The sequence below is a fragment of the Paenibacillus marchantiae genome, from assembly GCF_028771845.1.
Taxonomy (GTDB): domain Bacteria; phylum Bacillota; class Bacilli; order Paenibacillales; family Paenibacillaceae; genus Paenibacillus; species Paenibacillus marchantiae.
Genome location: NZ_CP118270.1, coordinates 1,238,168 through 1,260,980, shown reverse-complemented (window position 1 = coordinate 1,260,980; position 22,813 = coordinate 1,238,168). Strand labels below are relative to the sequence as shown.

General features: G+C 46.6%; 22 protein-coding genes, 1 tRNA gene, 1 pseudogene and 1 riboswitch. Of the genes and pseudogenes, 11 read left to right on the top strand and 13 right to left on the bottom strand.

Features of this window, described 5'->3' with window-relative positions; genetic code table 11:
• The first annotated feature begins 71 nt into the window (after nucleotides 1-71).
• Nucleotides 72-2,150 (top strand): transglycosylase domain-containing protein, encoded by a 2,079-nt coding sequence (locus PTQ21_RS05725; protein ID WP_274569097.1) that lies wholly within the window; start codon nucleotides 72-74, stop codon nucleotides 2,148-2,150.
• 143 nt (nucleotides 2,151-2,293) lie between these two features.
• On the opposite strand, the pseudogene PTQ21_RS05720 reads toward PTQ21_RS05725, so the two are convergent.
• Nucleotides 2,294-2,796 (bottom strand): annotated as a pseudogene (locus PTQ21_RS05720) (YwhD family protein).
• Nucleotides 2,797-2,898: 102 nt separating this feature from the next.
• Between PTQ21_RS05720 and PTQ21_RS05715 the strand changes: the two are divergent.
• The 5 genes from PTQ21_RS05715 (at nucleotide 2,899) to PTQ21_RS05695 (ending at nucleotide 8,010) form a co-directional block, all read left to right on the top strand.
• Nucleotides 2,899-4,890 (top strand): M1 family metallopeptidase, encoded by a 1,992-nt coding sequence (locus PTQ21_RS05715; protein ID WP_274569096.1) that lies wholly within the window; start codon nucleotides 2,899-2,901, stop codon nucleotides 4,888-4,890.
• 10 nt (nucleotides 4,891-4,900) lie between these two features.
• A complete protein-coding gene (locus PTQ21_RS05710; RefSeq protein WP_090812022.1) occupies nucleotides 4,901-5,743 on the top strand; it encodes a hypothetical protein in 843 nt (280 codons plus the stop codon).
• Nucleotides 5,744-5,994: 251 nt separating this feature from the next.
• A riboswitch (cyclic di-AMP (ydaO/yuaA leader) is annotated at nucleotides 5,995-6,132 on the top strand.
• Nucleotides 6,133-6,135: 3 nt separating this feature from the next.
• Nucleotides 6,136-6,606, top strand: a complete 471-nt coding sequence (locus tag PTQ21_RS05705; RefSeq protein WP_063567635.1) for a C40 family peptidase — start codon at nucleotides 6,136-6,138, stop codon at nucleotides 6,604-6,606.
• Between the two features lie 399 nt (nucleotides 6,607-7,005).
• A complete protein-coding gene (locus PTQ21_RS05700) occupies nucleotides 7,006-7,500 on the top strand; it encodes a GNAT family N-acetyltransferase (RefSeq protein ID WP_269055150.1) in 495 nt (164 codons plus the stop codon).
• A 150-nt stretch (nucleotides 7,501-7,650) separates the two neighbouring features.
• Nucleotides 7,651-8,010: a c-type cytochrome gene (locus PTQ21_RS05695; RefSeq protein WP_063567633.1), complete on the top strand. Its 360-nt coding sequence runs from the start codon at nucleotides 7,651-7,653 to the stop codon at nucleotides 8,008-8,010.
• A 324-nt stretch (nucleotides 8,011-8,334) separates the two neighbouring features.
• On the opposite strand, the gene rbsK is transcribed toward PTQ21_RS05695, so the two are convergent.
• The 3 genes from rbsK to PTQ21_RS05680 all read right to left on the bottom strand — a co-directional run bounded on the left by rbsK (nucleotide 8,335) and on the right by PTQ21_RS05680 (nucleotide 10,209).
• Nucleotides 8,335-9,336 carry a ribokinase gene (gene rbsK, locus PTQ21_RS05690; RefSeq protein ID WP_274569094.1) on the bottom strand — a complete coding sequence of 334 codons (1,002 nt, stop codon included), beginning with the start codon at nucleotides 9,334-9,336 and terminating at the stop codon, nucleotides 8,335-8,337.
• 29 nt (nucleotides 9,337-9,365) lie between these two features.
• Entirely contained in the window at nucleotides 9,366-9,662 is a 297-nt protein-coding gene (locus PTQ21_RS05685) for a 4a-hydroxytetrahydrobiopterin dehydratase (RefSeq protein ID WP_063567631.1), read from the bottom strand.
• Nucleotides 9,663-9,915: 253 nt separating this feature from the next.
• On the bottom strand, nucleotides 9,916-10,209 hold the full coding sequence (locus PTQ21_RS05680) for a hypothetical protein (RefSeq protein ID WP_063567630.1): 294 nt from the start codon (nucleotides 10,207-10,209) through the stop codon (nucleotides 9,916-9,918).
• Nucleotides 10,210-10,443: 234 nt separating this feature from the next.
• Between PTQ21_RS05680 and motA the strand changes: the two genes are divergently transcribed.
• Nucleotides 10,444-11,244 carry a flagellar motor stator protein MotA gene (gene motA, locus PTQ21_RS05675; RefSeq protein WP_024628803.1) on the top strand — a complete coding sequence of 267 codons (801 nt, stop codon included), beginning with the start codon at nucleotides 10,444-10,446 and terminating at the stop codon, nucleotides 11,242-11,244.
• Complete coding sequence (gene motB / locus PTQ21_RS05670; RefSeq protein WP_063567629.1) at nucleotides 11,231-12,049, top strand: flagellar motor protein MotB; 819 nt, start codon at nucleotides 11,231-11,233, stop codon at nucleotides 12,047-12,049. Before motA ends, motB begins: the two co-directional genes overlap by 14 nt.
• A 139-nt stretch (nucleotides 12,050-12,188) precedes the next feature.
• Here motB and rluF read toward each other — a convergent pair whose 3' ends face one another.
• Nucleotides 12,189-12,890, bottom strand: coding sequence for a 23S rRNA pseudouridine(2604) synthase RluF (gene rluF / locus PTQ21_RS05665; RefSeq protein ID WP_063567628.1), 702 nt, complete (start codon nucleotides 12,888-12,890; stop codon nucleotides 12,189-12,191).
• A gap of 18 nt (nucleotides 12,891-12,908) precedes the next feature.
• The gene (locus PTQ21_RS05660; RefSeq protein ID WP_063567627.1) at nucleotides 12,909-15,248 is read right to left on the bottom strand and encodes a PAS domain S-box protein; all 2,340 of its coding nucleotides are present in this window, start codon (nucleotides 15,246-15,248) and stop codon (nucleotides 12,909-12,911) included.
• A 335-nt stretch (nucleotides 15,249-15,583) separates the two neighbouring features.
• Between PTQ21_RS05660 and tadA the strand changes: the two genes are divergently transcribed.
• The gene (gene tadA / locus PTQ21_RS05655) at nucleotides 15,584-16,084 is read left to right on the top strand and encodes a tRNA adenosine(34) deaminase TadA (RefSeq protein ID WP_274569093.1); all 501 of its coding nucleotides are present in this window, start codon (nucleotides 15,584-15,586) and stop codon (nucleotides 16,082-16,084) included.
• A 34-nt stretch (nucleotides 16,085-16,118) separates the two neighbouring features.
• A complete protein-coding gene (locus PTQ21_RS05650; RefSeq protein ID WP_063567625.1) occupies nucleotides 16,119-16,688 on the top strand; it encodes a GNAT family N-acetyltransferase in 570 nt (189 codons plus the stop codon).
• A gap of 85 nt (nucleotides 16,689-16,773) precedes the next feature.
• Here the strand turns inward: PTQ21_RS05650 and PTQ21_RS05645 are convergent, their stop codons facing one another.
• From PTQ21_RS05645 to PTQ21_RS05625, 5 genes are all read right to left on the bottom strand, one after another.
• On the bottom strand, nucleotides 16,774-17,868 hold the full coding sequence (locus PTQ21_RS05645; RefSeq protein WP_090812030.1) for a hypothetical protein: 1,095 nt from the start codon (nucleotides 17,866-17,868) through the stop codon (nucleotides 16,774-16,776).
• 266 nt (nucleotides 17,869-18,134) lie between these two features.
• Nucleotides 18,135-18,287: a small acid-soluble spore protein P gene (locus PTQ21_RS05640; RefSeq protein ID WP_063567623.1), complete on the bottom strand. Its 153-nt coding sequence runs from the start codon at nucleotides 18,285-18,287 to the stop codon at nucleotides 18,135-18,137.
• A gap of 23 nt (nucleotides 18,288-18,310) precedes the next feature.
• A complete protein-coding gene (locus tag PTQ21_RS05635) occupies nucleotides 18,311-18,487 on the bottom strand; it encodes a hypothetical protein (protein ID WP_162842467.1) in 177 nt (58 codons plus the stop codon).
• Between the two features lie 25 nt (nucleotides 18,488-18,512).
• Nucleotides 18,513-18,854: a hypothetical protein gene (locus PTQ21_RS05630; RefSeq protein WP_274569092.1), complete on the bottom strand. Its 342-nt coding sequence runs from the start codon at nucleotides 18,852-18,854 to the stop codon at nucleotides 18,513-18,515.
• A 193-nt stretch (nucleotides 18,855-19,047) separates the two neighbouring features.
• A tRNA-Ser gene (locus tag PTQ21_RS05625) sits at nucleotides 19,048-19,136 on the bottom strand.
• A 382-nt stretch (nucleotides 19,137-19,518) separates the two neighbouring features.
• On the opposite strand from PTQ21_RS05625, the gene PTQ21_RS05620 reads away from it, so the two are divergent.
• Nucleotides 19,519-20,475, top strand: a complete 957-nt coding sequence (locus PTQ21_RS05620) for an S-layer homology domain-containing protein (RefSeq protein WP_274569091.1) — start codon at nucleotides 19,519-19,521, stop codon at nucleotides 20,473-20,475.
• A 151-nt stretch (nucleotides 20,476-20,626) separates the two neighbouring features.
• Here PTQ21_RS05620 and serS read toward each other — a convergent pair whose 3' ends face one another.
• Both serS and pdxT read right to left on the bottom strand, forming a co-directional pair.
• Nucleotides 20,627-21,910 (bottom strand): serine--tRNA ligase, encoded by a 1,284-nt coding sequence (serS, locus tag PTQ21_RS05615; protein WP_090955833.1) that lies wholly within the window; start codon nucleotides 21,908-21,910, stop codon nucleotides 20,627-20,629.
• A gap of 265 nt (nucleotides 21,911-22,175) precedes the next feature.
• Nucleotides 22,176-22,766 (bottom strand): pyridoxal 5'-phosphate synthase glutaminase subunit PdxT, encoded by a 591-nt coding sequence (gene pdxT / locus PTQ21_RS05610; RefSeq protein ID WP_274569090.1) that lies wholly within the window; start codon nucleotides 22,764-22,766, stop codon nucleotides 22,176-22,178.
• Between the last annotated feature and the right edge of the window lie 47 nt (nucleotides 22,767-22,813).

The following is a 22,813-nucleotide window of genomic DNA, read 5'->3' as shown; positions in this document are numbered from 1 at the left end:
GTTAAACGGCCGGATTGAATATCCGTGTCATTGAATTCCCATACTGGAAAGAAAAGAAAGGAGCCCGTTCCATGACCCAATCAAGCCAAAAGACCCGCAAACGCGGGTTCCGAATATGGAAAGTCATCAAAAGCCTGACTCTGCTCGCTATTCTCGGCCTAATCGCCACAGCAGCAGCATTGGTCTATCTATACGCCACCAGCCTGCCACTGGCCGACTCCGATCGCAATTCCAGGCTGCTGGACAGCCAGGGCGAAGTCATTGCCACTTTCTCGGCAGGCGGCAAAGACTCGGTACCCGTGCAGTTGGGAGATATCTCACCTGATTTGGTTAGCGCTACACTTGCTGTAGAGGACCGCAAGTTCTATGATCATGTCGGCTTCGACATCCGAGGAATGGGACGGGCTGTACTCGTCAACCTGGAACATATGCAGATGTCCCAGGGCGCAAGTACACTAACGCAACAGCTCGCGCGCAACTTGTATTTGTCCCATGAAAAGACATGGACCCGCAAAGCCAAGGAAGCGATGTACACGGCACAATTGGAGATGAAATACAGCAAGGATGAAATCCTGCAGATGTACCTGAATGAAATTTATTACGGTCACGGCGCCTACGGGATCGAAGCAGCCTCACGGATGTATTTTGGCAAATCCGCCAAACAGTTGACGCTTGCCGAAAGTGCCATGCTTGCAGGGATTCCAAAGGGTCCGACCTACTATTCTCCATATAATCATATGAAGAACGCCAAGGACCGGCAGAAGGTTGTATTGAATGCCATGGCTGACATCGGCAAAATTACGCAAGCGGAAGCAGACAAGGCTTATGAAGAAATGCTCTCGTTCAAGCCGGAAAGTGAACGCAAAACCGTAGAAAGTGCACCCTATTTCCGCGATTATATCCGGAATCTAGCCATCAAGGAGCTGGGAATCAGCGAAGCGATGCTGGATCATGGGGGATTGAATATATACACCACGCTGGATCTGCGTGTACAAAAAGCGGCGGAAGATGCCGTAGCCAAGGGCATGGACGCCAAAAGTGAGCTCGAAACGGCTCTGGTATCGATCGATCCGCGTACCGGATATATCAAAGCGATGGTGGGCGGCAAAAATTACCGCACCAATCAGATTAACCATGTACTGGCGACTACACGCCAGCCGGGATCTGCTTTTAAACCGATTATGTATCTGGCTGCCCTGGAATCGAAACAGCTCACCAGTGCGTCCATGTTTAAAAGCGAGCCGACCCTGTTTCATTATGACAATGATCGCAAAACCTATAAACCCGGCAACTTCGGGGATAAGTATTTAGGTGAGATTGATCTGAGACAAGCGATCGCCGCTTCGGACAACATCTACGCGGTAAATACGATTATGCAGATTGGACCTGAACAAGTGGTGAAGATGGCCAAGAATCTAGGGATTACGAGCAACATGAGCCCGGTACCCTCCCTTGCACTCGGCACCTCGCCTGTTAGTCCACTGGAGATGGCTTCAGCATTTTCCGCTATTGCCGCAAGTGGACAGCGGACACCTCCTGTAGCCATTCTGCAAGTGACGGATGCCGCAGGACGAGTAATCTATGAAGCACCTCAGACCAAGGCCGAGAAGGTCGTTGAACCCGCTGCCGCTTATGTATTAACACGCTTGATGGAAAGTGTGTTCGAAAATGGAGGTACGGGTAATCGGGTATCTGCAACGATTAAACGGCCTGTCGCCGGCAAAACGGGGACGACCAATACGGATGCTTGGCTAGTCGGCTTCACCCCAGAGCTCTCAACGGCTGTCTGGGTCGGTTACGATCAAGGCAAAGCCATTTCCACATCCGACGGGCGTCGTGCGGCACCCATGTTCGCCCAGTTTACGGAACAGGCCCTCGCCAGTGTTCCACCGAAGATTTTTACTGTACCGGATAACGTCGTCAGTGTATATATCGATCCCGAATCCGGCAAACTGGCTGGCAATGGCTGCGCCGAGAAACGGCTGGAAGTTTTTATTGATGGCACGGAACCGACCGAGGTCTGCCGCAGCGCTTCAGACGATTCGGGTTCAGAGAAAGATAAAGACACTCGAGAAGTGCAAAACCAGCAGGGAATACAGGAAGAGAAGCATTCATGGTGGAAGGATTTCAAACGCTGGTGGGTGGAATAACCAAAGTGACGTAAATACGTAATGACGTAATTGCGTCATTACCCGTAAAATTCAATTTAGCATAAAAGCAAAAGCCCCGAACCGATCATCTCGGTCACGGGGCTTTTGCTTCTTCTTTTTGAACAGCTTGAAACATTCATTAATTAGGCAAGCGCTTCTTTCAATTCATCCGGAGAAGCGTTCCACCATTCTTCGTTATGCGTAGTCAGCAACGTCTTGAGTGCCGCGCGATCCTCAGGTCCAAGATCATCCAGCATGAACCGGCGCTTCATGGCATAATCCATGCGATTCACATGATCGGCAAGCAGTTTCCATCCACGACGCGCTTCTGTATCAATCCACATCTCACACGCAGTTGCTCCACCATAGAACTGCCCCTGTTCGTTACGGTCCACAGCTACCCATACTAGCCATACTTGGCGTCCATTGGGCACATCCTCACGATTAGTCGAGAACTTGATATTGCGCTCCACTTTGCTCTTCGCATGCATCGCGCCCACATCAATCTTTGCTTCACCGTTATCAATAATAACGGGGAAAGGTTATTCAGATCAATGGAGCCTGCACCGAAACCTTTGTGTTTGCTCTTTGCACTAACGATATTCAAGGCAATCTGTTTTTTGCCGTTCTGCTCGTTTTGGTCCATGTTTTATAGCCTCCAAGGGTTGATACAAATATTTTAACTAATAATCGCCCCAATGCAAACATATACATGCTGTAGATGCTTGTCAACGGGAGGTATTTAACGATGATTCCACGACGCGCCAAGAGCTGGCTCACCGCAATTATAGCCCTGTGTGTAGTTGCCGGGGGGATATGGCTTGGTCTGGGCTCCACACGCTCCATTCAATCTGACTTGCCTGCGCTCGCCCCGGAATCGGGCAAGCCTACGGCACCCGTCAAAACCCAAACATCTCCGGAAAGTATACAGACACCTACCGCTGAAGTGTTCAGCAACCGCGTAGTGGAATATCACATGGATGTGAAGCTGGTAGACGGGAATGTACTGCAAGGGACTCAGACGATCACCTGGACACATCCAGGTAAGAAAACCGTCAGCGAGCTTTATTTTCACATGTATCCCAATGCCTTCTCTTCTGCCGACACCACTTTTATGAAAGAATCCGGAGGGAAACTTCGAGGTGATGTCATGCCCACGAACGGTTACGGTTCCATGCATATTACAGAAATGAAAACAGAGGATGGGCTTTCTCTCTTACATCGGATGCAGTATGTGCAACCGGATGACGGAAACATGAAAGATACTAGCCTCATTAAGGTACGGCTGCCCAAACCCGTTAAAGGCGGTGAAAGCATCACGCTTCACACCCGATTTGAGGTCAAGCTACCGAAAATTTTTGCCCGCATGGGAACAGCAGATAATTTCGTTATGGCAGGTCAGTGGTTCCCTAAACTTAGCGTATATGAGCCAGTAGGCACACGAGGTCGGACGACCGAAGGCTGGAATCTGCATCAGTATCACGGTAATTCAGAGTTTTACGCCGATTTTGGTATCTATAGTGTGCGTATTCGGGTACCGGAAACATACAAAGTAGCTGCTACTGGATTCCCAACCCAGCAAGCGGTTGTGAAGAACGGCGAAAAAGTATATCAGTTCTATGCCGATGATGTGCATGATTTTGCCTGGTCAGCCTCTCCTGATTTTGTTTATGCAGAAGAACCCTTCTCTGCTCCCAATGTGCCAGGCGTAAGAATCAAGCTGTATCTCGACCCTGCTCATGAGGATCTGAAGGAACGTTATTTCTACGCCGCCAAAGCAGCGCTATCCAATTATAGCAAGTGGTTTGGCCCTTATCCGTATTCCACACTGTCCATCGTTGTCCCGCCCAAATCAGGGAATGGCGCAGGGGGAATGGAATACCCTACCTTGGTCACCGCCTTCGGTGCAGATGATTCTGCTCCTGGCTACGATCTGGAACGCACGGTTGTGCACGAGATTGGGCATCAGTATTTTTACGGCATGGTCGCGAGTAATGAATTTGAAGAGGCTTGGCTGGACGAAGGATTCACCTCCTATGCAGAAGACAAAGTAATGGAACAGGAATACGGACTTATCCCGAATCTGCCCGTACAAGCTGGTCTCATTACTTCTCCAGCTTCACTGACACAGGACTCCTGGAAGTTTGATTCCCAGAATCAATATGCAGCAAACGTATACACACGAGGCAAGCTTGTATTACTTGGAATAGAACAACAGGTTGGTGCTAAAACGATGGAGCGTATTCTCTCGACCTATGTGAATAAATACCGCTTCAAACACCCTACTTCGTCTGATTTTCAAAAGGTCGTGGAACAAGTGACGCGTACATCCTGGACCGATTATTTTAATCAGTATGTATACGGCGATGGCATGGCTGACTTTGCAGTGGAAAAGATCGCAATCAATCCTATCCTGAAAGACGGCCAAACGTTGTACGAGTCATCGGTTACATTGCAGAAAAAAGGGAGTGAATATAAGAAGGTTCCTGTTCGAATTATGTTCGAAGATGGGAAAACCATGACGAAAGAATGGGATGGTAGCGAGGAGCGCATTACCTACAAACTGACCTATACTTCCCCTGTTTCCTGGGCTATGACTGATCCGCTATACACGATTGTGCTGGAGAACCATCATATGAACAATTTTCTGAAAGCCGGACTGGATGAGCCAACTAAATCCCGCTGGAGCATGAGCGCAACCAAAATTATAGAAGCCATATTCGGAAGTCTGTCATGGTGAGGTGGATACAGTGAAAGCGAAAATACGTGAAGGCTGGTTTCTCGTCCGTCAGCATATGTTCATTGCGGCACTCTTATTTCTCTATCAATTAGTATGGGGATACTTTCTTTATCGGATGGTGCAGTCAGCTGTGGTTCCGCTGCTCCTGCGTTATCCTGACCCTGATACAGGGGAACTCAGTACGATTTTATTTAAAATGGAGAGCCAACTCGGTCTGACAACGAATCCGGAGGTTCACCGCTATTTATGGATTTTAGGGGCTATGCTGCTGATACGGATTCTGATTAGCCCACTCATTCAGGCAGGGCTGCTCTACTCGCTCCAGCATTATAACCATTCGGAAGAGCGCATTCCATTCATTCGCGGTATCAAAAATTTATGGAAACCGATGCTGTTGCTCCACACCATTCGGACTATATTACTGCTGCTACCCGCTTATTGGCTCGCGCCAAAGCTCTATTCCATCTTTATGGAAGGTTTTCATTCCCTCCATCTGCTCTTGCCTGGTATTCCCTATGTTGCTGGTTGGATTGTATACGGGTGGGTTATCCATCATGTCCTACTGTACATGCAGTTTGGTATCTCAGCTCCCGATGGGGAAGGCGGAGCACGTGGTACGTTTCAAGCTATATGGATTGCACTACGCCAAGTCATCACTCTAATCGGCATTGCTGTCCTGCTGGGCGGCCTTCATCTGCTGGTCTTTGGCGCCTTTACTTCAGCTTCATGGTTACTAACCGGCTTAACTGGCCTTATCCTACAACAAACGTATCCACTTGCCCGGTGCTTGCTGAGCCTGTGGAAAATATGTGCCCATTTCCGCCTATGGCAGTCCAACTCGGTCAAGGATTAAATCGAACGGTTAAAAACGGTTACCATCTCTATGTAAAGTTGTATTCTTCAAATGCCGTTAAACAAGCAAACCTCGACCTTTCCCCGTCAAAGGTCGAGGTTTTTTTGTTAATTTTGTTGTTAAACGTTGCCAAAGTGATATACCTCTGTTACAATAATCGCAGTGAGTTTTTAGTAACAACTTTGTAATCTTTACCTTCATATTTGTAACTACTTAAAATTTAATCGTCATTTCTTGATTTCGCAGGTGCATAACTAGCATAGCCAAATTCCTAGCACCTGGGAAGCGGGGGAACCAGTTATGGGTGAATTGATCTTGCAACAGAGGGATCATAGGGGACCTTCAACCGAATCCTTAAGCTAACCTCGCAGGCATTGGAAGGGGTATATCTCTTGTTTAAGAAGAAATTAACCGCAGCTGTACTCAGCCTCACATTCGCATTATCGCTTGGAGCAGGCAGCGCATTCGCAGATTCGAAAATGGACCAAGTTATTGATTCAGCAATGGGGACTACATACAAAAGCGGAGGAACAACGCTTAACGGCTTTGACTGCTCTGGATTCACAAGTTATGTATTCGACAAGCTGGGCATTGATCTGGCTCGCCAATCGAGTTCACAATTCGACATGGGTGATTCGGTATCCCGGATGGAAATGAGACCAGGTGATCTGGTATTCTTCAATACAACGGGCAAAGGGGTCTCGCACGTAGGGATCTTTGTAGGGAATGGGAAGTTTGCACACTCCTCTTCTTCCAAAGGAGTTACAATTAGCGAATTAAGCGAAAGCTATTGGGCCAACCGCTATGTTGGCGCTAAACGTATTATGAGCACGGACGCATATGAGACATTGGCCATTGAATAGGGACAAGCCGAGCAACGTCATGCTGTAACAATAACTTTACTGTAACGAAGCATAATAGAACCGTCTGGTACATTCTCCGCAGGAATGTTATCCGGCGGTTTTTTTGTGCTTCGTTTCCTTAACATATTCGGGATAGCTATCAAACCTAATTTTAACTTTTTTTAAAGCTATTTTTCATTGCTTTGCCCGTGCTCTTATAATGTTTTTACCCATCCCACTATAATATAAACGAAATTACCGGAACTTTTGTTTCACTTTTTTTCAAAAACGAGGACTTGCCAAATGAACGCCTCTTTTGTAGAGTGAAAACAAGTTTAGATATGGAATGACATATGTATATGTATATGGACAAATCAAAATCATTATAGCTTGTTCACAATGAGAGGAGCGTGCAGTTGTATGGATGAAGCCCCTGTGACGTTTCACGTTGTGCCCATGCAAGAAGAACACGCGGAACTAATCTGCGATTGGCAGTATGACCCGCCTTATAATATTTATAGCTGGCTGCCCTGGGAGCAGATGAAAGCACTTGAAGTGGAATTCGGCGATCCCAAGCTACGGAAAGAACAATATGCGGTGGTGCTGGGAGAGGATCAGCAGATTTGCGGTTTTGCTCAGTACTTCCCTCTTGAAGGTGTAACCCGCATCGGACTTGGCATGCACCCCGATCGATGTGGTCATGGTCAAGGAACGGCTTTTGTCTCGGCCATTGTGCAGGAAGCCATTCGCCGGAACCCTGCAAACGAAATTGATCTGGAAGTTCTGACCTGGAATGACCGGGCTATTCGTGTCTATCTCAAAGCCGGATTTGTTACGCAGGATACATACGAACGACAGACACCGGGTGGTTTGAAACCTTTTTACTGTATGGTCTATGAAGGTCCACGCGAATAACTAGGGCTTGAAATCACCCCAAAAAGTCCCCGGTTATGTGATTAGTTCAAAAAATTACCACAAAATGCTATGATGTCACTACAGGTTCCGTTATAATGATATGGATAGTTTCAAGTTAGATGATCTTTCATTCTGGAGGGGACATAAGGGATGCACAAATGGATCATGAGCGGGGTATTTTTTGCAGCGTGCGCTTTAGCTATTGTACTAATGTTTACGCTTCCAGGGAAAGAGGAAGTTGCAGAAGAAGCGAAACCGACGATGCCGCAAGTTACAATGGATGCAGGACAGGCTGAGGCACTGGTCAAAGCAAACTGTATTACCTGCCACGGTGATCAGCTTCAAGGGGGCATGGGCCCTAGTCTGCAGAAGATTGGCAGCCAGGACGATGTGGAGAAGATTTATACGACCATCGTCAAAGGTAAAAGCGGCGGTATGCCTTCGTTCAAAGACAAGCTGAAGGATGAAGAAATCGCGAATATTGCGATGTGGCTGGCGGAGAAGAAGTAATCCAAGATGTTCAAGGCGATCAGTTTGTGGCAGGGGGCATGTATAGAGAGTGTGATGGCTTCAATCATCCTCTGCTCTTTACTCATGCTCTAAACCACGCTGGCGCTAGACGCGCAACGTAGTCAACCCTTATTGGTAATACAGGGTTACTCGTTTTATCAATGGTCATACAGACAAGAGGCTCTTACTCTCCCGTACTGGGAAGTAAGAGCCTCTTGGTCATTTCAGGGATGCTCCGATGAAAACATCCACCATGCTATGGCTAAATAGATGCATTAGCGTATCCTTCCAGCCTGCCTCTGATTCACCTAAAGTATGCATATATTACTGGGTCTTTGCCTTCTGCTCGGCAAGGAAAGCCTGCACTTCACGTGCGGACGGCATCCCGGACTGGGCGCCGAGCTTCGTCACCGACAACGCGGCTGCGCCCATGGCGAAGCTTACCGCCGCGTCCAGCGTCTCTCCGCGCGCGAGGGCTACTGCCAGCGCGCCGTTGAAGCAATCGCCAGCGCCGGTCGTGTCGACGGCGCTTACGGCGTAGCCGGGCGCACGGCACGCGCCGGCACGCTCTGCCTGAACGCGGCCGCTAGGCGCTGCCGCGTACACAGCCCCCTCGGGGCCGAGCGTCGTGACGACAGCGGCCCCGAGGGATGCGGCGAGCTCTGCGACCGCCGCATCCACGTCTTCCGGCCGGAGATCATCCCGGCCGGTGAGCACGGCGAGCTCGCTGCGGTTCGGCGTGACGACGTCGACGCACCGCAGGAGCTCCTGGGGCAGACCCGGCACCGCAGGCGCCGGGTTGAGCACCACCAATGCGCTGCCTTCAGCCGCCAGTTGGGCGGCGCGGGTGACCGCAGGCAGCGGGATCTCCAGCTGCAGCAGCACCGCTGCGGCTGCAGTCAGGCTTTTTACCGTATCCGCCTCTTCCAGCATCGCAGGCATAACCTGCCCATTCGCTCCAGGAATAACAATAATCCGGTTATCTCCTTTGGAGAGCCAGATAGAGGCCGTACCTGTAACGGTATCATCCAGAATGCGAACTAGCGAGGCATCCGCCCCGCTTTCCGTTAGACTGTGCAACAGGCGTTCACCAAAACCATCCGAACCTACGGCACCAATCATCGTAGTCTGTCCACCCAGTCGTGCAGCAGCAACCGCCTGATTGGCGCCTTTGCCCCCGGCCAAATAGTGCAGTTCCTCCCCACTCACCGTCTCGCCTTCCTCAGGAATGATGTCTGTCTTCACCACCAGATCCATATTAAGGCTGCCTACGACAGCAATAAGAGGTTTGTTCTGATTATCGTCTGACATGTATGCTTCACTCATTTCCGGTAGTGCGATATAACCGATCCAGGTTATTCCGACCTCATTTTCTCAAAAGCCTCATTATATTGCTCTGCTTCTTTAATATCTACAGATGTGATGCCACCTTCATCCCATGATGTGAGACGCAGTGTGACTGTTGTATAGTCAATCGTAATGAAAGGGTGATGATTGAACGCTTCCGAAATCGCTGCGACCTCGTCCACAAATGCAATCCCTTTCATGTAGTTGGAAAATACGAACTTGCGGACAATCCATCGTCCCTCTTCCAGTTCCCAGCCTTCCAGCCTTCCCAGATGAGCTTCGACTTCCTCTTGCGAAAAAACCATACGTTATCTTCCTCCCCATATGATGGCTTATCACAGACAACTGTCCATGCTGCCACCGAAACCTTTGGTGCTACCCATAGCAACCCAAACGCATAGGTCCACCGCCCTGCGGTTCGCCCGTTTCATGACTATCATCTTACCACGGACAAGCCTCAAATTCCAATAGTACAAATGGCGCTAGATCCACTAACCATAAGGCTTTAGGGAGATTCTCCAACTCGGTTTTCCATGCAAAATATCTTATAGGAGCATACTAAATGAGCGGTACAAAAGTCAGTTCTTCTTCCCCAATTAAGATATGAATTCGGTGCTGATCCTTGTCATGAATGACCACTCCACTTCCTACCGGAATGACCGACTCCTCACCCAGTGCATAGAACAGATCTTCCGCCAATGCCTCATCCACTTCGAGTTGCTCTGTTACACCAAGGCGCGACCATTCTTCCTCATCCATTTCAAAGAAAACATAGCGGTCCGGTATTCGGCCTATAGCCTCTGTCAAATCTGTCAATATTCCTTCATAATCTCGTCCATGCTTTACGCCCATTGGCTTTTCACTCCTATTTAGCCCCTAAGGAGCAGATTTGATCTTATTATACCTGAAAATAACCCTTAAAAAAAAAGGCCATCTGGTCGATAAATACTATACATGACCGTTTTAACTGTTTCTGCAACCCTAAAGGATGCCTAACATTAAACGGATTGCGGTGTAACGTTCGTCCGGAAGCCCGAATAAAGCCGCTTGAAAGGATTCAATTTTATCTCATGGATGAGGTGTATGATGGAAATTTCAACGATTATCGGACTAGTTTTAGGGCTGGTTTCACTTGTAGTGGGTATGTTCCTGAAGGGTGCGCCCCTTATCAACCTGGTTAACAACCCAGCAGCCTACGTTATTATTTTTGTTGGTACGGCAGCAACTATTTTCATGGCATTTCCCATGTCTGAAGTTAAAAAAATCCCCAAGCTATTCGGGGTACTGTTCAAAAAGCAACAACTGATTGACCGTGTTTCTCTAATCGGCACATTTATGGACTGGGCTTCCACCACCCGTCGTGAAGGTTTGCTTGCACTTGAATCGAAAGTCGAAGATATTGATGATCAGTTCCTGCGCGGCGGTATGCGTATGATTATTGACGGCAATGATCAGGAATTTGTAAGTGATGTACTCATGGAAGATATTCATGCTACAGAAGAGCGCCATCGTGGCGGTGCCTTGATCTTCGCGCAAGCGGGGATGTATGCACCAACACTCGGGGTACTCGGGGCCGTTGTAGGCCTCATCGCAGCGCTTGCCGATCTCAGTGATATGGAAAAGCTCTCGCATGCAATTGCAGCGGCGTTTATCGCGACACTTCTCGGTATCTTTAGTGGTTACGTGTTGTGGCATCCGATGTCCAATAAACTGAAGCGGATGTCCAAAAAAGAGATGGAAATCAAGCTGATGATGGTTGAAGGCTTGTTATCCATACAATCTGGTGTATCCACCATTGCCATTAATCAAAAATTATCTGTATTCCTGACACCTTCCGAACGTAGACAGTTGGAAGAGAAGGAGGGCTCATCAGGTGAAAAAGGCTAAAAAACACGAACCGCATGAAGAACATATAGACGAGAGTTGGTTGCTTCCCTACTCCGACTTAATGACGTTGCTGCTCGCTCTGTTTATCACATTATTCTCTATGAGCTCTATAGATGCAACGAAGTTTGAACAGATGGCTTCCGCACTGAGCAGCGCATTGAATGGTGGTTCGGGTGTACTGGATCATACCTCCATGAACCCTACAGAATCTACTACAGATTTGGGCAAGAACAAACAGCAGCCTGAAGAAATCACCAAGAAGACAGCGGCTCAGATTACGGATGCGCAAATGGCCCAGAAAGAACAGGAAGATCTGGAGAAACTCAAGAAACAGCTTGATCAATATATTCAGAAAAATGGGCTTTCCGATCAGCTGAATACCAAGCTGAATCAGTCTGAGCTCAAAATCACGATCAGTGATAACGCCCTGTTCTCCTCAGGCCGGGCTGATGTTAAACCCGAGTCACGCTCGCTGGCCAAAGCCATCTCGAGCATGCTGCAGGAGTTCCCGGAATATGAAGTCGTTGTGTCTGGCCATACTGATAATGTTCCCATTTCGAACAGCCAATATAAGGATAACTGGGATTTGAGTGCCGATCGAGCACTGAATTTCCTCAAAATTCTGTTATTGAATGAGGCGCTGGACCCTTCGAAGTTCACACCTAGCGGTTATGGAGAGTATCACCCAGTCGCTAGCAACCAAACGGATGCTGGACGAGCTCAAAACCGCCGGGTAGAAGTTTCGATTATCCGGAAATATCAGAGTAACAACACGGCCGTGAAAGCAGTCGGACAAGGTAACTAAAGAATCGTTCGTTATAGCAAACTAATGCTTAAGCTTATGTCACTCTCCTTTAATACCAGGGGAGTGACTTTTTTCTATCCACTGATATGAAAAAGCGCTGCTTCCCTTGAGGGGAAGCAGCGCCTTGGACAATCATCATTTATTCCATATTATAATCTAGCAAACTGCTTAATTCCGACTTCTCTGCGGGTGTCAGTTCTCTCCAGGTCCCTGTGGCCTGTTCACCGAGATGAATGTTCATAATACGAATCCGCTTCAACTTCCGAACCTCATAGCCAAATGCACTGCACATCCGGCGAATTTGACGGTTTTTTCCCTCTGTCAGAATAATGCGGAACACCCGCTCTGATATACGAGTCACCGTACAAGGCAGCGTCATTTCGCCAAGGATCTTGACTCCTGTGCTCATGCCTCTCAAGAAACTCGGCGTTACCGCACGATCGACGGTGACAATATATTCTTTCTCATGGCGTCCTTCTGCCCTTAGAATTCGATTGACAATATCACCGTCATTGGTCATCAGAATCAAACCTTCCGAATCCTTATCCAGGCGACCAATTGGGAAGATACGCTCTTTGTGTCCTACAAAATCAACGATATTCCCTTGAATGTGCTGTTCGGTTGTACTCGTTATTCCAATAGGTTTATTAAGCGCAATATATACGTGTTTCCGTTTTTCCTTAATAGGTTGACCATTAATTCTTACATCATCGCCATCTTCTGCTTGACTGCCCAGCTCTGCCGTCACTCCATTAATCGTTACTTTCCCGCTTTCCACCAATCTGTCGGCTTCCCGACGGGAACAAAAACCTGTTTCACTGATAAATTTATTAATACGCAAAAGGTAATCTCACCTCATCTAGTTCTCTTCGTCTGTAGGTTCATTGTCCGTCTTATGCTCTTCCTCTATACTCTCCGTTTGCTGTGGGGAGGCAGGCAGATCGATAATGACGGTCGTTCCCTTGTTCATGACGCTTTTGATATCCATCATGCCCTTATGTGATTGAATAATGCGCTGGCTGACCATCAGGCCAAGCCCTGTTCCCGATTCCTTGCTTGTGAAGAATGGTTCCCCCAGCTTAGGCATCAGTTCTTCTGGAATTCCAGTGCCTTCATCCTTAATTTCAATCCGAACCCGACTATTCTCTTCGTCATGATTGAGTTTAATTCGAATATTACCTCCGTCTGGCATGGCCTCCATGCCGTTCTTCAGCAAGTTAATGAAGACCTGCTTCAACTGGTTCTCTTCACAGTGTACCATAGCTGAATCCGATGAAGCATTCAATACAAATTCCACACCATGCAGATGCGCCTGACTATCCAGCAATGATATAACATCTCCCAGAATGAAGCGAATATCCCGTTCTTGAAAATGAACCGCTTGTGGTTTGGCCAGTATCAGAAACTCACCCACAATAAGATTAATTCGATCCAACTCTGACAGCATCAAATCCAGGTGACGATGATTAAGCTTGTTCGTCTCTTGTTGGAGCTGAAGAAACCCACGCAAGGTCGTAAGCGGATTACGAATCTCATGCGCAACCCCGGCTGCCAGCTGACCAACCGTCGTCAGTTTCTCGGAACGTCTGAGCAGTTCCTCCATACGATTACGGCTGGTAATATCTCTTGATACGCTGATCAGTGCTGTAATCTCTCCTGCTTCATCCCGGACTGGTGCTGTACTCACGCTGACTTCAACACGGCTACCATCCTTCTTCATCCATGTCGTTTCATTAGACGTAATTGACATGCCCTCAATCAACTGGGCATGCTGCTCTTCCATCTCCTCTTCAGTACCAGGAGGGATAATTTTCAATTTACGTCCTTCAACTTCACGACTGCGCCAGCCATACAACTGCTCAAAGGCACGGTTTACCCGCAGTACATTTCCATCCAGATCCGTAATATGAATCGCATCTGCCGTTTGGTTAATAATCGATTCCAAATGCTCTTTTACCGCACGATTTTCTTCATACATCTGTTTCAGACGATTCGTATAATGGCCCAAATTACGAATCATCGCATTAATGCGATTCGCTAATTGGCCCAATTCGTCTTTCCTTCTCACTTTTAGACGGAAATCAAAATGGCCATCAGCCACATCATTCACTTTGCCCAGAATAGATTGAATAGGGCGCGTAATGTAACCCGCAAGCAAATAGCTACCAAAGATCACAATCTCCAGCAACACAAGCGAAATCGAGGCATGGCTAACCAGTTGTTCCGATACCATAGAGGATATTTGCTTATAGTCCATGACAATACTAATCACATAAGATGATTCATTGGGGGTAAATATCGGAATGAAACTTTTGAGCACCTTCTGTTCATGAGTTTCACTGACAAAAGATACATTCTGCCCAGTACGAATTGCCCGTACAACCGCCTTGTGATCCTCTTCTGCGGCACCATATTGATATGTACCGAAACGAATAGGCCTGTTATTCAACTTGTTGTGGTTCGTATCCCTTCCGTCATTGCTCATGTTCGAGCTACCGAAGGTCAATGGATTGATACCTGTAATCTCCAGAATCGATGAATTCACTTCACGAATCTTATTCAAAATCTCGTCTGGACCAGAGATCTTCACATAGTCGTCAACAGCGGCATTATTATAGAAGGGATTGATTATGTAATTCCTCTTCCCATCATGATAGTAACCCCAGATATCAACATCTGACGGATTGGATGTAGAGTATTCGAATCCATCCGACCAAAAATGGTCCAATTTCTGTCCCTGTGAAATCGTAACCTGATGGTTTTCGAACAGCTGTTTAAATGCCTGATACCAGTACGTCATGGATTTGGTAGACAATCCAATCTCCTTTGGATCGGAAGACCGGGTAACCACAATATCATCAGCCGTTTGCTCCATCAATGAAATGTGGGAGACACCAACTTTCTCGCTCATGCGAACCAGGTCTTCATTTGTGATATTATTAATATTCGGGTCCAGTTCTCCCGCTGCCATTACTGAGGCCAGCCATAGATTGTTCCCAATTTGTCGTTTTACATATTCTGAACTGGACTGACTCTGTTCGACAGCGATTGCAATCTGTTTGGCCGTAAGCACCATCTTGGTTTCGCTGTCCTGCCTTAAATTCTCTTCTGTAGTATAATAACTCAGTGCTATATTTAAAACTAAAATGACGAGCACTGAGCACGACATAATCATGGATAATTTCGTTTTAATAGACAACTTTTTCGTTCACCTCTCGGCTTGTACCCTCTGGCGATATATGGCAAAACCTATCTCCATCATAACTGTTGTATGTCTATTTGAAAAGGATAATTGACCCTTGTCCAAAAGTTACCGCTTGGCTGAAAAACGCGAAATCAATTGTATTTTGTCTTTTCCATGCCTACAATGGGAATAACCACTAAAACTTATACACAAATCCACAGGCATGTGGATAGTATGTTCATAACTATGTGAGCAACTCGTTGGTTATCCACAGACTTATACACAACATGTTAACAAACGAATGTTTGTTCGCCGCATAAAATGCTCTTTGGAAGGAGTTTTACATTTTAATGAAGGATGACGTTCTCCAACCTGATCTTACGCATCTCTCCGAGGAGGCTCATCACGAGCACTGGATGCGTGAAGCCATTGCTGAAGCGTACAAAGCAGAAGCACTCGGGGAAGTGCCGATCGGGGCTGTAATTGTTCAACATAATCGCATTATTGGTCGTGGATATAACCTGCGTGAGACGACACTTGATTCCACAGCACATGCGGAGATGGTAGCCATCCGGCAAGCCAGTGAAGCCATCGGTGCATGGCGACTGCTGGATTGCAGTCTGTACGTCACACTGGAACCATGCCCCATGTGTGCAGGTGCCATTGTGCAATCCAGAGTGCCTCGAGTCATATATGGTACCGCAGACCCCAAGGCCGGATGCGCAGGAACGCTGATGAATCTACTGCAGGAACCTCGTTTTAATCATCGAACCGAAGTGGTTGCTGACATTCTGCAACCAGAGTGCTCCACCATGCTGACTCAATTTTTCCGGCGTTTACGCAAAAAATAGAATCTTACACCCATCTGGAAAGGAAGTGCATTCCATGCCGCTTACACTATACGACACACCAAAAGGAATAAGTCTCCGTTTACTTACTCCACAAGATACAGAGGCGTATCTTGCTCTTATTCAAATTACACGTCATCCCTACCAAGCTGTAGAGCCTATCCGGGATGATGAATTCTATACGCTGCAGGCGCAAACCAGACGCATTCAGGATAGAATACAGGCGGCCGAAGAAGGAACAGGTTATCAATTCGGAATTTTTACAATCGACGATGGTATTCTGATCGGTCAGGTTAGCTTGAACAATGTCGTTCAGGGCGTTGCCAATTATGCAGACATGGGATACTTCATCCATCCAGATTACCAAGGCGGAGGACGAATGACCGCAGCCGTAAAACTCGCTGTATCCTACGCCTTCCGTGCCCTAAAGTTAAATCGTGTTCAGGCAGCCATTCTGTTGTCCAATACGGGTTCCAAACGTGTTCTCGAGAAGAACGGCTTTCAGGCTGAGGGCATTGCTCGTAAATATCTCAAGATTAACGGAGAGTATCAGGATCATCAGATCTACGCTGTGCTGGCCGAGGACTTGGGTGAATCTTTACAGTAATTGAACAGAGCATGGAATGACATACAAAGAACCGCTCGACCCTAAGGTCGAGCGGTTCTTTGCTTTAACTAATGAATCTGAGAACTTAGTATCCGTAAGATGCGTTCATTAGTTCTTCAAACTGATCCATTGTAATCACGTCTTCGCCAGTTGGAATATTGATTTTAAATGCTGGCTTCTCGTTAATTTTGGTGTAAGTGTTCGAACCAGTGAATGCAAGTTTAACTTCATCCTTAGTATCAGGTTGTTTAATCAACAGATCAGCAACCAACTTTTGATATACCGGGAAATCTTTTTTGTCCAAAGCAAAATCAATGTGGAACTGGTTAATGGTCAGTGTATCTTTCAACTGGTCCAGATCTTTAGCCATTTCAGCTTGATCTGCTTCAGTAATTTTCAGATCCTCTTTAGCTTTGTCGATATCTTCCTGACTCATTTGCAACATGTCACGATACTCTTCTTTAGAGATGATATCCAGTACTTTTGGCAATGCTTTGGTTACCAGGACAGTAACAGCTTCTTTCACATTGTCATTGTTGACCGAAAATTGAACAACTTGCTTGGCATCCAAACCTTCAGGAAGCTGTGCATCCTTCACGTCCAGGTTTTTAAAGAATTTATCCTGATCGTACTCGCTCAGGACCGCATCCATAACTTCATTGCTCAGCTTTTGTGTTTTCGCTGCATCCATAGCATCCGGATTCCATTCCGTTCCTTCTTGCTCAGCCAGTTCTTTCAGATCCAGCTCTAGGAATTTATTAACAACCGTTTCCGGAATCGGGAAGAACGGAATACTTGGTACCTTAACATATAACTTCTCAGCGGTCATAACCATCGGAATGGTAAATGTCATACCCATATCGCCTTTAAGCTCAATACCTACCGTCATTTCGGTCTGCATTGGCTCGCTTTGGTATACGCCAGTTACATTCAACTGAGCATCCTTCAGCATGCTCATAAACTGAGACATCGTTGGATCCTGTTGTGACTCGTCTGCAGCTTTATAGCTCAATTCATTAATAGTGAAGTTAGAACTCATCTCATACGAAGTCAGTTTGGAAGCATTGGCTGCCGCCGTCTTCAATGCCTCTTTTGGTTCTTGCTTGCTGCTACATGCTGTCAGTGCCATGGATACGGTTAACAGCAACGTAAGAAGAAGCGCCCCCATACGTTTAGTCATTTGTTTCTCTCCTCTCGTGATAACCCCCAAAAAAATAATTCAATATCAATGATATACCATTTATTCTGAAACGGAAACACGATTTGGGAAATTTGTGAGCTTTACTCTCTAAATTGGCTACAAAGACCTATGTAAGCTTTAGATATCAATGGTGTGCTCCTCTAAATCATGTATGAACACGCAAAAACCCCGGTTTGTTAACCGGAGTTATAGGTTATAGTTATGCATTAATATGTGCTAAAGAAAGGAATGAATCTTCCTTTAACTTAGCCTTGAGGATTGTGATGATCTACATGATTCTGGTTTTTCACTTTTTTGGAGCCGGACAACGGTTCCTGCATGGAAGAATGCTTTTCAGGTTTTCGGTGCTGCACATTAGCCTGAGCTTCAGGCACAGGTGTTGTTTTGGGTTTACTCATGTTGTTCCCCCCTCTTCATTGGATTAGGAATGGGATGGGTCCATATCTTCCGTTTTATCATGATTTATGGAATCCTGATGCCGACGGTCATTCGAGTCCTGTTGAATTTGCTGGGCATGGTGACTATTCACAGGTGTCTGATCCAGATCTGCGACTACATTTTGCAGGTTTTTATCTGTTCCAGCTTTGGCTTTGCTCACGTATTACCACTCCTTTGACGTCTACCTAATGTCTGGTTTTGGTTTGCAACGACTGGGCACATTCATGAATATGACGCGTGTAATCCTGAGCCAATTCCTGAATAGGCTCTGTACGCTCATCCGTCGTACTTCCATCGCGCTCCACATCAATTAGTTGTACACTGACTTCACGAGAATCCACATAGGCACACTTGAAATCAAAAGAGTACATCTGGTGTCCCGCTGTTGCGATGTGAATTCGAATAGCCTGTTGATCAGCCTCGTCAGCCATAACTTGAGCCCGATCTCCGACATTTAGGACCTCAGGCAATCTTTCCTGCCAAGCACCTACGAGCTCCATCTGATCTATGTTTAATTCGCGGTTCATCTTACCACCTCCACTCTTATATAAAGTGCGGCGATTTGAATGTTTTTATGCATCACACAGATATTCAAACAAACTGATTTCTTGTCGTAAAAATGCTCTGTAAATACAGCGGGTATGCGGCTGCGCTAAATGTATAAATAAATGCAAAAAAGGACTCGAGCTTATCGCTCGAACCCTTATCATAATTGTAGTATGGCGGAGAGGGTGGGATTCGAACCCACGTGGAGTTGCCCCCTAACGGTTTTCAAGACCGCCCCGTTATGACCGCTTCGGTACCTCTCCAGGACATTAACTTTTATAAACTTGCCACGAAATAGATCATACCATAATTGTATGACAGAAAGCAACCTTTTTATAAGATTTATTGTTCGATATATCGAAAAGGGAAATTCCACCTACTAACTACCGGTAAACATTGCTACCTGACGATTGATATGGTTGTTCAGAATAGGTTCAGCCCTGCTCAGTATAATCGAATTTAGACTTTTTCATTATGGGGTGGTTGCTTGTTTATAGGTGTGTATCGTAAAAATGACCCTTTGAACACATTGCCTGAGGAGCGAATCAGTAAGTTGATTTCGGAGGGAATGAAAAAGGAGTTCTTTCTTTCCTGCGCTCGAAGGACAAAGTTTCTTCATTCACTCTGTTCAACAATCAGTCTAAAATGACGTTAGCTTTGAACAAATTAAATATTCAACGCGCATCTTCTCTACTGCATGTGCCAACCGAACAGCTTGATCTCCAGATCAACATTGATGTCCTGTCCAACGATGAGTTGTCTGACCTAAAACAATCGCTACCGGCTGGCCTAAAAATGTTGGTACAGCCTTTACGTTTCAATGTACAATGGGTGGCTGGCGACCAAACGCTCAAGCTGGATCAAGAAGAATTAAAAAATGTGACTCGGGTGATCCACCTTGGTACTACAGATCTTGACCCACAAACAGCAACCGCACTCGGGTTCAATGAAGAAACGCGGACATATTCCTACGTGCCAGCCTATTACGTCCAAAATAAAGGGCAATGGGAGGTAAGAATACGAGATATGCAATACAGCACTTATGTTATTGCTTCAAATGAACAGATAGATACTTCAGACAATGATTCATCGATAAACAGCATCCAATACATGCAGAATAAACAATTGCTTGCTTTGAACCAATTCAAGACCGATGGACCCATCACACGCGGAGAGGTTGCCCAATTATTAGTTTCTGCCTTAGGGGCAAACGGAATCGCATCTAAGAATACCTCTTTCCGGGATGTGACTGAGGAACAGTCGTATGCGGCAACCGCTGCACACCTTGGACTTGTTAAAGGCTATGATGATGGAACATTCCGTGCCGATCGCCAGGTCACGCGGGAAGAGCTAGCAATCATGGTCTATCGGGCAATTCAGTATACAGGAGGAGTTTCTGTCGCTAATAGCTCAGCTGTGACATCCTATCTGGACCATGAATCTATCTCTCCTTGGGCCACAGCCCAAGTCCAGGCTCTGACATCGCTCAATTTGCTTCAAGATACATTCGGGACCACCTTCGAACCTAAAAAAGCAGTAACCACAGACGAAGCACTTATGATATTGGTGCGTACACTGCGCTCCATTGAGTATGTGAACTAAAATTACGCTTTCGCTTAGGTGATAATTATGGCTAATCTATAGTCGTTATAAACAATAAACTACAAAAAACCGTCTCCTTGTGAAAATGGATCGTTCTAAACTTCCATTTGTCAGGAGACGGTTTTTTATTTCATTCATTTAGTTGAACATCTTAGGAACGACGGGCAATCACGCTGACTCCGCCCATGTAAGGACGCAGTGCTTCAGGAATAACCACTGTTCCATCTTCTTGTTGGTAGTTCTCCAGAATAGCAGCTACTGTACGCCCCACTGCCAGTCCTGAACCATTTAACGTATGAACAAATTCCGGTTTCGCTTTTGGCTCTCTACGGAAACGGATATTAGCTCGACGTGCTTGGAAGTCTTCACAGTTGGAGCAAGACGAGATTTCACGATACGTATTGCTTTCCGGCAACCAGACCTCAATGTCATATGTTTTGGCAGACGTGAAGCCCATATCTGCTGTACACAACGTCAGAACACGGTAAGGCAGCCCCAATAATTGAAGCACACGTTCCGCATTTTGAGTCATTTTCTCCAATTCCTCATAGGAGGTCTCAGGAGAAGACAGTTTCAACAACTCAACTTTATTGAACTGATGCTGACGAATCAAGCCACGTGTATCCCGTCCAGCAGAACCTGCTTCGGATCGGAAACACGAGCTGTATGCTACAAAGTGTTTAGGCAACTGGTCAGCATTCAAAATCTCTTCACGATGATAGTTCGTTACCGGAACTTCAGCGGTAGGGATCAAATAATACTCGGTATCTTTCAGCTTAAACAGGTCTTCCTCGAATTTCGGCAGTTGGCCAGTTCCAAACAAGCTATCGCGGTTAACGATGTATGGAGGTAGAATCTCTTCATAGCCATGCTGATCGCTGTGAAGATCCATCATAAAGTTGATCAAAGCACGTTCCAGACGTGCACCCAGCCCTTTATAAAAGGTAAAACGGGAGCCTGTTACTTTGGCAGCCGCTTCAAAATCAAGGATGTCAAGGTCCTGTGCGATTTCCCAGTGTGCTTTTGGTGTAAATGAAAATGACTTCGGCTCTTCCCAACGACGAATCTCCACATTATCATCTTCGGACGCACCAACAGGCACACTCTCGTTAGGGATGTTCGGAATCGCCATAGTGAGATCGTTGATCTTCACTTCCAACTCACGCACTTCTTCATCCATTGCTTTGATTCGATCGGAGACTTCGCGCATTTCAAGGATCAACTCGTCCGCATTTTCGCCACTCTTTTTAAGCTTGGCGACTTCTCCGGATACCGTATTCCGGCGACTTTTCAGGTTTTCACTCTCTTGCAGCAACTCGCGACGCTTGGCATCCATGTCCGTGAACCCAGCGATTAGATCCAGCGATTTGCCACGTTTCGTCAACGCTTCTTCAACACGTGCATACTCATTCCGCAATATTTTCACATCAAGCACTAAATACCCCTCCTAAATAACACCACAAAGTAGAAACCTTCCTTATTAACTCCTGTCAAAACTTTGTAGCCTTATAACTTCATCATTCCTCAATGGTAAAAAAACAACCTATGACATCCGGCGCTACCCTACGCTGCGATTCCCGCTTTGGAAGCAGATACGGGCAACATCAGGTATCTGACCAGACAGCTCCTTGCCGCAAGCCTTGTGAGCCTCTGAAGGACTGATCCGGTTCACCGGCAGATCATAGGTTGTATATCAATCACTATTGGTTCTGTACAGGCTGTTTATACGACCTAGCCATGTCCACAAAGTAAGCATGCAGTCGATAATCATCTGTCAGCTCAGGGTGATAGGAGCAAGCCAGCAGATGCCCCTGGCGAGCAGTGACAATCTCATCCTTGTAAGTGGAAAGAACCTCTACCTCTTCTCCTACACTCTCAATCAGGGGTGCCCGTATAAACACTGCCCTTACCGTCTCCTCAATGCCTTTTACCGAAAGATCCGTTTCGAAGCTTTCCCTCTGCCGTCCAAATGCATTTCTGGAGACGATCATATCCATTAGCTCCAGATGAGCTTCCTCTTGTCCTTCAATATGTTTGGCCATAACAATCAAACCAGCACAGGTGCCGAATACCGGTTTACCCTCAGCAGCGAATGCCCGAATGGCCTCCATGAAACCATATTTGCGCATCAGTTTGCCAATCGTGGTACTCTCACCGCCAGGAAGAATCAACCCATCCAGCTCCTCAAGTTGCTGAACCTGTTTAATCGCCAATCCTTCTGCTCCGGCCCGTTCAATACTACGAATGTGCTCGGTGACTGCCCCTTGAAGTGCTAAAACGCCGATCTTCATTTAAAATCCACCTTTCTCTTACCAGCCGCGATCCTGCATGGGCTCGG